This is a genomic window from Phenylobacterium sp. GW821-FHT12F10 (assembly GCF_058806695.1).
Window position 1 is genome coordinate 44,900 of record NZ_JBXAPY010000004.1, and the last position, 13,494, is coordinate 58,393.

Annotated in this window: 14 protein-coding genes and 1 pseudogene; 8 read left to right on the top strand and 7 right to left on the bottom strand. The window is 71.3% G+C overall.

Features of this window, described 5'->3' with window-relative positions; translation table 11 throughout:
• Window positions 1–110: 110 nt before the first annotated feature.
• Window positions 111–1,112 (bottom strand): NADPH:quinone oxidoreductase family protein, encoded by a 1,002-nt coding sequence (locus AC1RN5_RS19450; RefSeq protein ID WP_493043076.1) that lies wholly within the window; start codon window positions 1,110–1,112, stop codon window positions 111–113.
• Window positions 1,113–1,304: 192 nt separating this feature from the next.
• Between AC1RN5_RS19450 and AC1RN5_RS19455 the strand changes: the two genes are divergently transcribed.
• The 4 genes from AC1RN5_RS19455 (at window position 1,305) to AC1RN5_RS19470 (ending at window position 4,438) form a co-directional block, all read left to right on the top strand.
• Entirely contained in the window at window positions 1,305–1,805 is a 501-nt protein-coding gene (locus AC1RN5_RS19455; RefSeq protein WP_493043078.1) for an Hsp20/alpha crystallin family protein, read from the top strand.
• A 121-nt stretch (window positions 1,806–1,926) separates the two neighbouring features.
• On the top strand, window positions 1,927–3,099 hold the full coding sequence (gene rlmN, locus AC1RN5_RS19460; protein ID WP_493043080.1) for a dual-specificity RNA methyltransferase RlmN: 1,173 nt from the start codon (window positions 1,927–1,929) through the stop codon (window positions 3,097–3,099).
• Between the two features lie 69 nt (window positions 3,100–3,168).
• Window positions 3,169–3,597, top strand: a complete 429-nt coding sequence (locus tag AC1RN5_RS19465; RefSeq protein WP_493043081.1) for a DUF350 domain-containing protein — start codon at window positions 3,169–3,171, stop codon at window positions 3,595–3,597.
• 7 nt (window positions 3,598–3,604) lie between these two features.
• Entirely contained in the window at window positions 3,605–4,438 is an 834-nt protein-coding gene (locus AC1RN5_RS19470) for a S1 family peptidase (RefSeq protein WP_421933542.1), read from the top strand.
• On the opposite strand, the gene AC1RN5_RS19475 is transcribed toward AC1RN5_RS19470, so the two are convergent.
• The 3 genes from AC1RN5_RS19475 to AC1RN5_RS19485 are packed head-to-tail and all read right to left on the bottom strand — an operon-like array spanning window position 4,435 to window position 8,112.
• A complete protein-coding gene (locus tag AC1RN5_RS19475) occupies window positions 4,435–6,147 on the bottom strand; it encodes an AmpG family muropeptide MFS transporter (protein ID WP_493043083.1) in 1,713 nt (570 codons plus the stop codon). The two genes, AC1RN5_RS19470 and AC1RN5_RS19475, sit on opposite strands and share 4 nt — an antisense overlap.
• Window positions 6,148–6,187: 40 nt before the next feature.
• Complete coding sequence (locus AC1RN5_RS19480) at window positions 6,188–7,687, bottom strand: response regulator (protein ID WP_493043086.1); 1,500 nt, start codon at window positions 7,685–7,687, stop codon at window positions 6,188–6,190.
• 35 nt (window positions 7,688–7,722) lie between these two features.
• Window positions 7,723–8,112, bottom strand: coding sequence for a helix-turn-helix domain-containing protein (locus AC1RN5_RS19485; RefSeq protein ID WP_493043088.1), 390 nt, complete (start codon window positions 8,110–8,112; stop codon window positions 7,723–7,725).
• A 114-nt stretch (window positions 8,113–8,226) separates the two neighbouring features.
• Here AC1RN5_RS19485 and AC1RN5_RS19490 point away from each other — a divergent pair.
• The 4 genes and pseudogenes from AC1RN5_RS19490 to AC1RN5_RS19505 form a co-directional block, all read left to right on the top strand.
• Window positions 8,227–8,397: pseudogene (locus AC1RN5_RS19490) on the top strand (response regulator transcription factor); the annotation flags it as partial.
• Between the two features lie 124 nt (window positions 8,398–8,521).
• Window positions 8,522–8,899: a hypothetical protein gene (locus tag AC1RN5_RS19495; RefSeq protein WP_493043090.1), complete on the top strand. Its 378-nt coding sequence runs from the start codon at window positions 8,522–8,524 to the stop codon at window positions 8,897–8,899.
• Between the two features lie 172 nt (window positions 8,900–9,071).
• A complete protein-coding gene (locus tag AC1RN5_RS19500; protein ID WP_493043091.1) occupies window positions 9,072–9,434 on the top strand; it encodes a hypothetical protein in 363 nt (120 codons plus the stop codon).
• A gap of 73 nt (window positions 9,435–9,507) precedes the next feature.
• On the top strand, window positions 9,508–9,942 hold the full coding sequence (locus tag AC1RN5_RS19505) for a hypothetical protein (protein WP_493043093.1): 435 nt from the start codon (window positions 9,508–9,510) through the stop codon (window positions 9,940–9,942).
• Here the strand turns inward: AC1RN5_RS19505 and AC1RN5_RS19510 are convergent.
• The 3 genes from AC1RN5_RS19510 to AC1RN5_RS19520 form a co-directional block, all read right to left on the bottom strand.
• On the bottom strand, window positions 9,925–11,460 hold the full coding sequence (locus tag AC1RN5_RS19510) for a YifB family Mg chelatase-like AAA ATPase (RefSeq protein WP_493043094.1): 1,536 nt from the start codon (window positions 11,458–11,460) through the stop codon (window positions 9,925–9,927). The two genes, AC1RN5_RS19505 and AC1RN5_RS19510, sit on opposite strands and share 18 nt — an antisense overlap.
• A 135-nt stretch (window positions 11,461–11,595) precedes the next feature.
• Entirely contained in the window at window positions 11,596–12,543 is a 948-nt protein-coding gene (gene gshB / locus AC1RN5_RS19515; protein WP_493043096.1) for a glutathione synthase, read from the bottom strand.
• Between the two features lie 130 nt (window positions 12,544–12,673).
• Window positions 12,674–13,489 (bottom strand): transglutaminase family protein, encoded by an 816-nt coding sequence (locus AC1RN5_RS19520; RefSeq protein WP_493043097.1) that lies wholly within the window; start codon window positions 13,487–13,489, stop codon window positions 12,674–12,676.
• Between the last annotated feature and the right edge of the window lie 5 nt (window positions 13,490–13,494).

Sequence of the window (13,494 nt, forward strand, 5' to 3'; positions counted from 1 at the left end):
CCGGTTTCCGCGAAGCGGAAGACCGGGACCCAGACGCGCGGGACGTGCCGGAGAGATCGGTGAGTATGGGTCCCGGACAAGCGCTGCGCGCTTTCCGGGATGACACCAATTTAGTCGACCGTCACCACGACCTTGCCCATGGCCTTGCGGCTGCCCAGGTGGGCGATGGCGTCGGCGCCCTTGGAGAGCGGGAAGCGCTCGGAGACGTGGGGCTTCACCTTGCCCTCGGCATAGAGCTTCAGCAGCTCGTCGATGGACTGGGCGAACAGCGCCGGGTTCTTGGTGGTCCAGGTGCCCCAGAAGACGCCGACGATGTCGCAGCCCTTCAGCAGGGCCAGGTTCAGCGGGATCTTCGGGATGTCGCCGGCGGCGAAGCCGATCACCAGATAGCGGCCCTCCCAGGCGATGGAGCGCAGGGCCGGCTCGGCGTAGTCGCCGCCGACGGCGTCATAGATGACGTCGAAGCCGTGCTCGCCGCCGGCCTCCTTGAAGAGGGCGCCCAGCGCCTTCTGGCCGTCGCGGTCGAAGGGGCCGCGGCCATAGACGACGCCGGCGTCGGCGCCATGGGCGATGGCCAGGTCGCACTTCTCCTGGCTGGAGCAGGCGGCCACGACCCGGGCCCCCATGGCCTTGCCCAGTTCGACGGCCGAGAGGCCGACGCCGCCGGCGGCGCCCAGGACCAGCATGGTGTCGCCGGCCTTCAGGTGACCGCGGTCCTTCAGGGCGTGATAGCTGGTGCCGTAGGTGAGGATGAAGGCCGCCGCGATGTCGTGGGGCATGGAGTCGGGGATGTGCCACAGGCGGTTGGCCGGCAGCAGGACCTCCTCGGCCAGGCCGCCCCAGCCGGTGTTGGCCAGGATGCGGTCGCCGACCTTCACATTGGTGACGCCCTCGCCGACGGCCTTGACCACCCCCGACAGCTCGCCGCCCGGCGAGAACGGGCGGGGGGGCTTCATCTGGTACTTGTCCTCGATCATCAGCACGTCGGGGAAGTTGATCCCCACGGCCTTGGTGCTGATCACCGCCATGCCGGGACGGACCTCCGGGGCCGGAACGTCCTCGTAGCTGAGGGTCTCAGGACCGCCGGTCGTCTTGCTCAGAAGGGCCTTCATCTTCGTCTCCCCGGACATCGTTTTTCGAAAGTCGGCGGACGCTAGCGCAGGGTCCGCGCGTGCGGAAGGGCGGCCCGAACATTTGTTTGAGTCCCGCGGGCCCGAGGGCGCCGGTCCCCTTGATCCCGGCCGGGCGCGAACCCAGATTTTCTCCCGCGGGGCGAGGCCCCGCCCAAAGGAAGGAGGTTAGAAATGAGTATGCGAGACTTGGTCCCCTGGGGCCGCGGCGATCGGGAACGGGCCCTGGCGCCCGCCAGCGAGCCGGCGTCCCCGTTTCTGGCCTTGCACCGCCAGATGAACCGCCTGTTCGACGACGTCTTCCGTGACTTCGACATGGCGCCGGCCTGGGGCCGCATGGCCTCGCCCCAGGTGGAGGTCGAGGAGCGCGAGGGGGAATACCGCGTCACCGCCGAGCTGCCCGGCCTGGACGAACGCGACGTGGAGGTCACCGTCGAGGACGGCGCCCTGTGCCTGCGCGGGGAGAAGCGCGCCGAGACCGAGGACCGGGCGCGCGCCTTCAGCGAGCGTTGGTACGGCCGTTTCGAGCGGCGCATCGCCCTGCCGGACGTCGATGAGGCCACGGCCCAGGCCAGCTTCCGCAACGGAGTGCTGACCGTGACCCTGGCGAAGACCCCGGCCGCGGCCGCGCGGGTCAGGAATATCCCGATCAACGGCGGCGGCGCCACCCACTAGGGCCCGGCGCCCTCGCGCGGAGCGTCTCCACGGCGCTCCGCGCACCCGCGCGTTTCCGCCCATTTGGCGCGGAGGCCGGTCGGCCCTATATTGCAGGCCTTCCAGCCAGCGAGTTTTCCCCTTGGGCGTCACCCTCGATCTTTCGCGCGCCACCGTTCCGGCGCCGCCGTCCAAGCCGAACCTCTGCGGCCTGACTCGCAAGGGGCTGGTGGAGACGCTGATCGCCGCCGACGTGGTCCCGGCCCCCAAGGCCAAGATGCGCGCCAACCAGATGTGGCGCTGGATCCACCACTATGGGGTCACCGACTTCGAGGCGATGACCGACATCGCCAAGGAGACCCGCGCCGTTCTCGCCGAAGCCTTCAGCCTGTCGCGCCCGGAGATCGTCGAGCGCCAGGTCTCCAAGGACGGCACCCGCAAGTGGCTGATCCGCATGGCCCCGGGCATCGAGGTGGAGACGGTCTATATCCCCGACGTCGGCCGGGCGGGCGCGCTCTGCGTCTCGTCCCAGGTGGGCTGCACGCTGAACTGCACCTTCTGCCACACCGGCACCCAGGCCCTGGTGCGCAACCTCACCGCCGCCGAGATTGTGGCCCAGGTGCAGGTGGCCCGCGACGACCTGGAGGAATGGCCCAGCCCCAAGGAGGACCGCCGGCTCTCCAACATCGTCTTCATGGGCATGGGCGAGCCGCTCTACAATCTCGACAACGTCGCCGACGCCATCGACATCATCTCCGACGGCGAGGGCATCGCCATCTCGCGGCGGCGGATCACGGTCTCCACCTCCGGCGTGGTTCCGGAGCTCGAGGCCCTGGGGAACCGCACCCAGGCCATGCTGGCCATCTCCCTCCACGCCACCAACGACCCTCTGCGCGACGTCCTGGTGCCGCTGAACAAGAAGTACCCCATCGCCCAGCTGATCGAGGGCATCCGCGCCTATCCGGGCCTGTCCAACGCCCGCCGGGTGACCTTCGAATACGTCATGCTCAAGGGGGTCAATGACAGCCCCGCCGAGGCCCTGGCCCTGGTGAAGCTGCTCAAGGGCCTGCCGGCCAAGATCAACCTGATCCCGTTCAATCCGTGGCCGGGGACCGACTATGTCTGCTCCGACTGGGGCGCGATCGAGAAGTTCGCCGCCATCCTCAACCGCGCCGGCTACGCCTCGCCGATCCGCACCCCGCGCGGGCGCGACATCCTGGCGGCCTGCGGCCAGCTGAAGAGCGAGAGCGAGAAGGTCCGCGCCAGCGCCCGGCGCAAGGCCGCGCCCGAGGCCGCGGACTCGCCCGCCGCCTGAAGGATTTTCGCGCCCTACCCCGGTCCGTGCTAACCAAGCGCCACCTTCGTCCTTCGCCCAAGGATCCCGATGCCGCCCGCGCTTCAGTCCCCTGAGATCCAGGCCTTCGCCACCGGCTTTCCCATCACCCTGCTGCACGCGGGCCTGACGGTCCTGATCCTGTTCCTGGGCAGCGCCCTCTATGTCCTGCTGACCCCGCATCGTGAGATCGCCCTGATCCGCGAGGGCAATTCCGCCGCCGCCCTGTCCCTGGCGGGCGTGATGATCGGCCTGTCCATTCCGCTGGCGGTCTCGCTGACGGCGTCCACCTCGCTGATCGAGATCGGCATCTGGGGGGCGTCGACGGTGGTGGTGCAGCTGCTGATCTTCCGCATCGTCGACATGATCCTGCGGGGCCTGCCCCAGCGCATCGAGGAGGGCGAGCTCTCGGCCGCCGCCCTGCTGGTGGGCGCCAAGCTCGCCACCGCCCTGATCCTGGCTGCGGCCGTGGCCGGCTGAGGCGCCCGTGCACTTCCCCAAGCTGCCCGACTGGTTGGTCTATTCGGCGGTGGTCCTGGCCCTGCTGATCGCCGCCATCGGCCGGCAGGAGCGGGCCGACGCCCCGCCGCCGCCGCCGCCCGTGCCGGGCGAGGAGGGCATGCCGCTGGGACCCGCCTCGCCGTTCGATCCGTCGGTGGTGGTGGACGTGCCCTCCAAGGCCGAGCCTGGGCTGGGCACCGCCTTTTCCGTGGCCGACCGCGGGGTCTGGGTCACCGCCCGCCACGTGGTGGACGGCTGCACCCAGGCCGCCATCGTGGTGGCCGAGGGCCGGGGCGTCGCCGCCCGGGTCCGCATCGACCAACGCGGCGAGGCCGCCATCCTCACCACCGAGGGGGGTTCGGCCCCCCTGCCGCTGGGCCTGGACGAGAAGCTGCACCGGGGCGACCGCGCCTATCATCCGGGCTTCCCCCAGGGTCAGTCCGGCGAGGCCACCTCCCGCCTGCTGGGGCGCGAGAACCTGGTGGTGCGCGGCCGCGGCGCCCGCACCGAGCCGGTGCTGGTCTGGGCCGAGACCGGCCGCACCGACGGTCTGAAGGGCACCCTGGCGGGCCTCTCCGGCGCGCCGGCCCTGGACCGCGCCGGCCGGGTGATCGGGGTGACCGTGGCCGAGGCCCCGCGCCGGGGCCGCATCTACACCACCGCCCCGGAGACCCTGGCGTCGACCCTGTCGGAGGCCCATGAGCGCCCGGCCAGCTTCGCGGTGGGCGAGAGCGTCACCACCGACAACTATGGCCGCGTCGCCGACAGCCTGCGCCGCGACCTGAGGGTGGCCCAGGTGATCTGCCTGTCGACGACCTAGGCGGCTGCGGGCTCTTCCGGCGCCTCCACGATCTTCGGCGTGCGGGCGGCGACCATGAAGACCAGGACGATCCCCACCACCCCCAGCAGGGCCGAATAGACGAAGAAGACCACATAGCCCGAGCCGAGGGCCGCCGGGGTGACGCCGGATTTCTCCACCGCGCTGGCGAAGGTGGCGGGCGGCAGGCCGGTGAACAGCGACTTCAGCCCCGCGAAGACCCCGCCCTGGTCGGCGGCCTTGGCGGCGCCCTCCACGACCTTGCCCGACTGGGAGGCCACCAGCTTGCCCAGCAGGGCGTAGAAGGATGAGAACATGGCGTACTGGGTGGCGGTGAAGCCCTCGCCGGTCAGGCTGGACATGTAGGCGATCAGGCAGGTGCCTGCGAAGCCCGAGGCGATGTTGTCGACGCCGATGGCGACGCTGAGCGCCCAGAGCTGCGGCCCCTGCAGGGCCAGCCAGGCGAAGACCAGGTTGGAGATGGGGCCGGCGAAGGCGCCGATCACCATCGAGCGCATGAGGCCCAGCCGCGCCACCGAGAAGCCTCCGAGCCCCACCCCGATCACCGACATCACCACGCCCAGCACCTTGCGGACCTCGGCGATCTGCAGCTTGTCGAAGCCCAGGTCGATATAGAACGGGTTCATGATGTTGAGCACGAAGTCGCTCAGCCGGTAGACGCAGATCAGGGCCAGGATCAGGCCGGCCAGCTGACCATAGCGGCGGAAGAAGTCGATGAAGGGCGCCCCCAGCGCCGTGGACAGGTAGCGGCCGGGCCGGGTCGGCAGGCCGGGGATGGGCAGGGCGGCCACCACGATCAGGGCCACCCCGGTGAGGATGCCCCCCACCTGGGCGAAGACCCCGAAGGGCTTGGCCTCCCAGGCCGCCTTGATGGCGTCCCCCAGCTCCGGCCGGCCGAGGCTGGCGGTCACCGATTGCAGCACCGTGGCGTTGCCGGCCAGGCCCGAGCCGAACACCAGGGCGCCCACCACCACGATGGCCAGGCGCAGGGCCCACTCGATCCCGTCGCGGGCGGGGACCGAGGGGACGCCGGCGAAGTCGATCTCGCGCATCTCGTGCTTGGCTTCGCGGGGGGCGCCCAGCACCCCCAGGACGCCGACGACCATCAGGGCCGCCATCAGGGCGTAGGACAGGCTCCAGCCCACCACGTCGGACATGGCCAGCGGCACGACGCCGGCCACGATCATGGCGATGCGGTAGCCCCACTGGTAGGCCGCGGCCATGGCGCCCTGCTTCTCGGTGGTGGCCGCCTCGATGCGCCAGGCGTCGATGACGATGTCCTGGGTGGCGGAGGTGAAGCCGACGAAGACCGCGAAGGCGGCCATCAGGCCGAGACTGGTCTTGGGATCGACCCCGGAGATCAGCCACAGGCCCAGCATGATCAGGGCCTGGCAGACCAGCATCCAGGAGCGGCGGTGGCCCAGCCATTTGGTGAGGACCGGCACCGCGGCCCGGTCGATCAGCGGCGCCCAGAGCAGCTTGAGGGAATAGGCCAGGGTCGCCAGGCTGAAGAAGGCGATCACCTCCAGCGACAGGCCCGCATCGCGCAGCCAGGCCGACAGGGTGTCGAAGATCAGCAGGTTGGGCAGGCCCGAGGCGAAGCCCAGCGCCAGCATCACCAGGGCCCGGCGCTCGCCATAGACGGCGATGGCGCTCCAGACGCTGCGTTTCGGCGCGGCTTCGATGGTCATGCGGCTTCCCCCGGGCAGGCGTCCGGGGCAAGCCCCGACTCTAGCCGACCTTGGCGCGGTCCGCGGTCTCCGTCCAGCCGCCGCGGCTCAGCCTGGCCAGGACCCCGCGCAGGGCGTCGGGGGCCAGCGGCTTGACCAGGAAGTCGTTCATCCCGGCGTCCAGGCAGGCGTGGCGGTCGTCCTCGAAGGCGTTGGCGGTGAGCGCCACCACCGGGGTGTCGACCCCTGAGGCCCGCAGGGCGCGGGTGGCGTCCAGGCCCGACATGCCGGGCATGCGCATGTCCATCAGGATCAGGTCGTAGCGGCCCACCTTCAGGGCCGCCATGGCCTCCTCGCCGCCGCCGGCGTGGTCGACCTTGCAGCCCTCGCGGGCCAGCAGGGTGCGGGCCAGCAGGGCGTTGATGGCGTTGTCCTCCACCAGCAGCACCCGGGCGCCGGGCGCCATGGCGGGCGCGATGCGTTCGTCCTCCGGGGCCTCGGCGCGATGGGGGCCTTCCCCCAGCACCGCCAGCACCCGCTCGGCCACCGAGGCCCGCCGCAGAGGCTTGATCAGATAGCCGGCGAAGCCCTGGGCCCGATAGCTCTCGATCCGCGCCCGCTGGTCGGGGGGCAGCAGGATGATGGCCGGCCGGGCGTCCGGCGGGCAGCTGGGGGCCAGCGCGTGGTCCACCAGCAGCACCTCGGCCATCCGGTCCTGCCCGTTGACCGGCACGCCGCCGGCCGCCTCGATCTGCCGGCGGGCCGATTCCGCCACCACCGGATTGGGAGACATGACCCCCACCACATGGCCGGCCAGGGTGGCCTCGGAGATTCCGCCGAGTCGGGGGAAGGCCGCCTCGAACCAGAACAGGGCCCCGCCGCCGGGAGCGTCCTCGACGCCGACCTCGCCGTCCATGGAGGCCGCCAGCTTGCGGGCGATGGCCAGGCCCAGCCCCGCCCCGCCCAGCTGGACCCCGTCATAGGAGGGGTCGGCCTGGGCGAAGGCCTCGAAGATCGTCTCGCGGGCCGCCTGGGTGACGCCGGGCCCGGTGTCGGCGACGCTGAAGCGCAGCCGGCCGCCCGCGCCCTCGGCCACGGTCAGCAGGACGCCGCCGGTCTCGGTGAACTTGACGGCGTTGCCGGCGAAGTTGAGCAGGATCTGGCGCAGCCGGCCCTCGTCGGCCAGGGCCTGGCCGATGCCCGGGGGCGCGGCCCAGGCGATCTCCAGCCCCTTTTCCTGGGCCCGTGGCGAGAGCAGCTCGCTCACCGAGCGGAGCAGGCCCTCCACGTCCATGGTGGCGGGGTGCAGCTCGATCTTGTCGGCGCCCAGCTTGGCGAAGTCCAGGACGTCGTTGACCAGGCTCAGCAGGTGCTCGCCGGACTCGCGCAGGGCGGCGACATAGGCCTTCTGCTCGGCGGTCAGGCCGGTGCCCTCCAGCAGGCGGGCCATGCCCAGCACGCCGTTCAGGGGCGTGCGGAACTCGTGGCTCAGGGAGGCGAGCTGCTCGGCGCTGACGCGGGCGTCGGGGGCGGGCGGGGCGGTCGGGATCGTTCGGGCCATGGGAGGAGCCTAGGCGCCGGCGGCTTAACGGTCGGTCAAGCGCCCACGTGTTCGGCCATCTCGCGGGTCAGGGTGATCAGGGCGTGGCGGGTCGAGCCCCGGCGGATGGCGGCGAAGGCCTCCAGCAGCTCCTGGGCGCCGGGGGCCGCCAGCAGGGCCAGCACCGCCTCGGCGTCGCCGCCGGCCGGACTCTCCTCCCCCACCAGCCAGCCCACCGTGGTCTCCAGGGCGGCGGCCACGGCCACCAGGGTGGAGCCCGAGACCCGGTTGGCCCCGCGCTCGTACTTCTGGACCTGCTGGAAGGTCACGCCGATCCGGTCGGCCAGGGCGCCCTGGCTGATCCCGAGCGACTTGCGTCGCAGGCGGATGCGGGCGCCGATCGCGAGGTCCGTGGGGTTGGGTCCGGTGGCGTCGTCGAGGGGCATGGCCGCTCCCGCAAATGCCTGAAGAAAAAGCGAAAGTCCGTAGCTGCGCCGTTACGGCTGGACGAAAGTCCGCGCGAGTCGTTAGCTTGCCTGGCTTGGGGCTGAGCGCAAGACATGACCGGGAATCCCATCGAGCTTTTGACGCCGCGAGAGCGTGAGTGCCTGCGCCTGGTGGACCGTCACCTGAGCTCCAAGCAGATCGCCCGCGAGCTGGGGATGTCGAAGACCTCGGTGGATACCTATTGCGACCGCGCGCGCCGCAAACTCGGGGTCGACGACCGCTACGCCGCCGCCCGCCGCCTGGCCGACCATGACCGGGATGTCCTGATCGCGTCAGGACAGGACCCGATCAGGACAGACAATCGCCCCTTCCCGCCGCCTTCTGAGGGCGACGAGGGAGACCGCGATGATGACCGACTGGATGCGAGCCCTGCTGGAGGTGGATCCCGATCAGCGGGACTGGGAGGACCTGGAGCAGCGGGCGGCGCTCAACCGCGCGCTGCGGCTGGCCCGGGAGGTGGCGGCCTTCGAAGCCCGCTGGCCCGAGACGGAGGCGCAGGAGGCTCCGGCTCCGGCCTTCACCTGGACCCAGCTGGAACGTCAGCTCGCCGACCTGGCGGGCTGTCAGGTGAAGGCGGAGATGGCCCGGGACCTGGTCTCGGCCACCCGCAAGATGTCGCGGTTCAAGCCGCCGGAAATGGTCCTGCGCGAAATCCTCTGCATGACCTGGGCGCTCTTGGACGAGGGCTTTCAGCCCCCTCAGGAGGGATCGGCCGAAATGCCCTAAGTCCCGCCGTCAGACTGGGGCTGATCGGTCTCATCGCCATCATCACCGCCCTCGCCTTCGGGGGGATGCTGGCCGGCCTGCACGCCCTGCAAGACCTCGCCTAACTAGACCTCAAGCCGACAATTCTCAGCAGCAACGCGCCGGGGGCTCTCCGGCGCGCAGGAGATCGCTCATGCTCAAGCAACGCCGCCTCATGGCCGACCAGGTCGCCGCCAGCCTCTTCGAAGCCGAAGCCGCCATCGACGCGGCGCTGGCCAAGGCCGCCGCCCTGGCCGGGATCATGCCGGGCCTGCGCGGTGAAGCCGGTATTTCGGCCCTGATCGGCCAGGGCGCCGTGGAACGGGCCGGCGAAGCCTTCGCCGCCCTGGCCACCGCGCGCCGCGCCATCTGCGAGACCCATATGGAGCTCAGCATCGCCCAGAAGCAGATGGGCCTGGGCGCGGTGATGTACGGCGACTCCCTGCCCAAGCCGCAGATGACCGCCGACGACGCGCCGAACCTGCGCGCCGTGGCCAGGGCCGGGCGCGCCGCCTAAAGGCCGCTACTCACCACCGGCGGCTTCTGACAGGATCGAGCCCCTGACTAGGGATTGCAGGGGCTCGATTCTCTTGGTCTTCGCCACGCTCGCCCAACAGACCTGGACGATCCTGATGTTCCTGGTCTCCGGCTTCGCCCTGTGGCGGGGCCGCGGGCCGGAGCGGGTCATCGCCCTGGCCAACCTGGCGGCCTGGATCCTCACCCCCCTGACCTACCGAACGGTCCTGCTCGATCCCCAGTGGGGGGTGTTCATCGTCGATGCGATGTTCTTCGGCGTGCTGGTCTGGTTCGCGGTCACCACCGACCGCAATTGGCTGTTGTTCGCCGCGGCCTTCCAGCTGCTGGCGGTGGTCACCCACATCGCCATCGCCGTCGATCCCGGTGTCCGCACCCTGGCCTATTTCCGCGCCCTGGTGATCTGGAGCTATTTGGTGCTGGGGGCGCTGGCGATCGGCGCCTGGACCGCTCACCGCGAGCGGCGGGCGGGTCTAGCCGACGGGACTTAGGCCGCCGGCGCCCACCCGGCGGTAGATCAGCGCCTCCGCCACATGCACCCGCTTGATCGCGCCGCCCCCCTCAAGGTCGGCGATGGTGCGGGCCAGGCGCAGGGTGCGGGTCCAGCCCCGCGCCGTCAGGCCATTGGCCTCGGCGGCCTTGGCCAGCAGGGCGCGGGCCGGCGGATCGAGGTCGGCGATGGTCTCCAGCCACTCCCCCTCGGCCCTGGCGTTGATCGGCTCGGCCCGCTCGTGGCCGGACCGGGCGGCCCGCTCGGCGGCCAGGTCCCGGGCCCGCGCCACCCGGGCGGCGGCCTCCGCCGTGCCCTCCGACGGCGCGGGGAGGGCCAGGTCGGCGGCGCTCACCGGCGGGACCTCGATCTGCAGGTCGATGCGGTCGAGGAAGGGCCCCGACACCTTCATCTGATAGTCGGTCTGGCAGCGCGGGGCGCGGCCGCAGGCGCCGCGACCCGGCCCGCCGTGGCCGCACTTGCACGGGTTCTGCGCCGCCACCAGCTGGAACCGGGCCGGATAGCGCACATGGGCGTTGGCCCGGGCGACGATCACCTCGCCGGTCTCCAAGGGCTGGCGCAGGCTGTCCAGGGCCTGGGCGGAGAACTCCGGCAGCTCGTCGAGGAACAGCACCCCGTTGTGGGCCAGGGACACCTCGCCGGGCTTGATGCGGATCCCGCCGCCGGTGAGGGCCGCCATGGTGGCCGAGTGGTGAGGGCTGCGGAACGGCCGTGCCCGGGTCAGCTCGCCCCTGGCGATCAGGCCCGCCACCGAATGGATCATCGAGGTTTCCAGCAGCTCGGCGGGGGTGAGCGGCGGCAGCAGGCCCGGCAGGCGCGCGGCCATCATCGACTTGCCCGAGCCCGGCGGGCCGGTGAAGGCCAGGTTGTGGCCGCCGGCCGCGGCGATCTCCAGGGCGCGCTTGGCGTTCTCCTGACCCTTGACCTCCCTCAGGTCCGGAACCCGCTCGCCGTCGATCATGGCGCCCGGCCTGGGCGGCGCCAGCATCTGGGTTCCGCGGAAGTGGTTGACCAGGGAGATCAGCGAGGGGGCGGCCAGCACCGGCGTCTCCCCGGCCCAGGCGGCCTCGGCGCCGCAGGCCTCCGGACAGATCAGGCCCAGGCCCATGGCGCCGGCGGCCACCGAGGCCGGCAGGGCGCCGGCCACCTGGACGATCCGTCCGTCGAGAGAGAGCTCCCCCATGGCCGCCCAGTCGGTCAGCCGGTCGGGCGGGACGACCCCCATGGCGGCCATGACCGCGAGCGCGATGGGCAGGTCGTAGTGACTGCCCTCCTTGGGCAGGTCGGCCGGCGCCAGGTTGACGATGATCCGCCGGCCCGGCAGCGACAGGCCCAGTCCGGAAAAGGCCGCCCGCACCCGTTCGCGGCTCTCGCCGACCGCCTTGTCGCCGAGCCCCACCAGGATGAAGGCGAACTCGCCGCCGGTGAGCTGCACCTCGACATCGACGCGGCGGGCCTCGACCCCCTGGAAGGCCATGGTGACGACGCGCGCGGCCATGTCTCACGTCCTCAATTTGAGCATGATTTATCCACAACCCCAGCACGCGGCGCGGGTCGGATCAAGAACAAAAAAGGAACCTAATGGGAAGATGAGATGATTCCGTCACCTAGGACGGTCTTCTCACCTCACAAGCTAGACCGTGGCGCGAAGGGCTTCAACCCGTTCCCACATCACCACGGTGGCGTCGACGCCGGTGAAGCGCTTCAGGGCGACGGCGCCGGTGGGGGAGGTGACGTTGATCTCGGTGAGGAAGTCGCCGATCACGTCGATGCCCACGAACATCAGGCCCCGGCGCTTCAGCTCCGGCCCGATGATCCCGCACAGCTCGCGGTCGCGGGCGGTCAGCTCCACGGCCTCGGCCCGGCCGCCGACGGCGAGGTTGGAGCGGATCTGGCCGGCGCTGGGCACCCGGTTGATGGCGCCCACCGGCGCGCCGTCCACCAGCAGGATCCGCTTGTCGCCCTTGGTGACCGCCGGGATGTATTTCTGGGCGATCACCGGCTCGCGGCTGATCATCCGGTGCAGGTCCAGCATGGCGTCGAGATTGGGGTCGTCCGCCAGCAGCCGGGCCACGCCCGAGCCGCCGGCGCCGTTCAGGGGCTTGAGCACGATGTCCCCCTGGCGGGCGCGGAACTCGTAGATCGCCTCCAGGTCCGAGGTGATCAGGGTCGGGGGCTGCACGCCGGGGAAGGTGGTGACGAACAGCTTTTCCGGGGCGTTGCGCACCTCGGTGGGGTTGTTGACCACCAGGGTCTTGGGGTGGATGGCGTCCAGGAAGTGGGTGGAGGTGATGTAGGCCATGTCGAAGGGCGGGTCCTGGCGCAGCAGGACGACGTCGAACTCCGACAGGTCGCGCACCTCCCAGGGGCCGAACCGGGCGTGGTCGCCCTTCACGGCCTGGACGGTCACCGACCGGCCCCGCGCCGTCAGGGTCCCGGTCTCCAGGGCCATGCGCTCAGGCGTGTAGACCCACAGGCTGTGCCCCCGCTCCTGGGCCGACAACATCATCAGGAAGGTCGTATCGCCTTCGATATTGATCCCCTCGAGGGGGTCCATCTGCACGGCGACCTTCAAAGACATGGGCGGGCTTCCTGAACGGCTGAGGGGTCTCAGATAGTTCGGGGGGACCCGATGCGCCAGCGCCGAGAACGTGACAGCCTGACGTGGACTGGTTCAGGCGCGCGTCAGGCCGCAAAATTCAAGGCGGGGTTCAGTTCAGCTTCAGGCGCACCCGTTCGCGATGGGCCCGGGCGGCCAGGGCCGCGCCGCCGTCCAGGGAGGAGGCCTGGGCCAGGGCCTGCAGGGCGCCGGCCAGGGCTCCCTGGCCCTCGCGGGCGGCGGCGACGTCCAGCCAGGGGCGGTGATCCAGGGGGTCCAGCAGGGCCCGGCGCAGGGCGGCCCGCTCGGCCCGCGCGAAGTCGCCGGCCGCCGAGGCGCGGGCGAAGATATTGTTCTGCAGCCGGATCAGCACCGCCCGGTCGGGAGCCGGGGCCATCAGCCGGTCCAGCCGGTCGGCGACATTGGGGGTGAGGCCCGCGTGCAGGGCCCGCCGCGTCAGCTCCGAGGGCAGGACCACCCGCCCCTCCGCATAGGGGTCCAGGGCCAGCGGCCCCTCCTGGGTCTCGATGCGCAGCAGGAAGTGGCCGGGGAAGTCGACCCCCTGGACGCTCAGGCCGCACCGGCGCGAGACGTGCAGGTAATAGACCCCGAGCGCCACCGGCAGGCCCTTGCGCCGCTCGGCGACGGCCAGGATGTCGGCGTTGTCGGGGTGCTCGTAGGTGAAGAGGTCGCCCCCCAGGCCCAGGTCGCCGGCCATGGCCTCGGCCAGGGCCTCCTCCGGGCTTTCGCTCGCCAGGCGCTGGGTCAGGCGGTCGACCCCGGCCTCGCCGAGATCGCGGGCGGCCTGGGCGTCCCGGCTGGGATCCTCGTGCAGGGCGCAGGCGATGGCCGCTTCCAGCAGGGGAAAGTCCCCGTCAACGCACTGACCCGCCTGGGTCAGATAGGTCTCGGCGTCCTCACGAGTCATGCAGA

Bases quoted from the DNA above. Each gene is read 5' to 3' on its own strand.
- AC1RN5_RS19465 (WP_493043081.1), top strand. From the start codon at position 3,169: ATGCCGCCCGCGCTTCAGTCCCCTGAGATCCAGGCCTTCGCCACCGGC.
- AC1RN5_RS19495 (WP_493043090.1), top strand. From the start codon at position 8,522: ATGACCGACTGGATGCGAGCCCTGCTGGAGGTGGATCCCGATCAGCGG.
- AC1RN5_RS19485 (WP_493043088.1), bottom strand. From the start codon at position 8,112: ATGCCCCTCGACGACGCCACCGGACCCAACCCCACGGACCTCGCGATC.
- AC1RN5_RS19480 (WP_493043086.1), bottom strand. From the start codon at position 7,687: ATGGCCCGAACGATCCCGACCGCCCCGCCCGCCCCCGACGCCCGCGTC.
- AC1RN5_RS19450 (WP_493043076.1), bottom strand. From the start codon at position 1,112: ATGAAGGCCCTTCTGAGCAAGACGACCGGCGGTCCTGAGACCCTCAGC.
- AC1RN5_RS19455 (WP_493043078.1), top strand. From the start codon at position 1,305: ATGAGTATGCGAGACTTGGTCCCCTGGGGCCGCGGCGATCGGGAACGG.
- AC1RN5_RS19500 (WP_493043091.1), top strand. From the start codon at position 9,072: ATGCTCAAGCAACGCCGCCTCATGGCCGACCAGGTCGCCGCCAGCCTC.
- AC1RN5_RS19520 (WP_493043097.1), bottom strand. From the start codon at position 13,489: ATGACTCGTGAGGACGCCGAGACCTATCTGACCCAGGCGGGTCAGTGC.
- gshB (WP_493043096.1), bottom strand. From the start codon at position 12,543: ATGTCTTTGAAGGTCGCCGTGCAGATGGACCCCCTCGAGGGGATCAAT.
- AC1RN5_RS19510 (WP_493043094.1), bottom strand. From the start codon at position 11,460: ATGGCCGCGCGCGTCGTCACCATGGCCTTCCAGGGGGTCGAGGCCCGC.
- AC1RN5_RS19475 (WP_493043083.1), bottom strand. From the start codon at position 6,147: ATGACCATCGAAGCCGCGCCGAAACGCAGCGTCTGGAGCGCCATCGCC.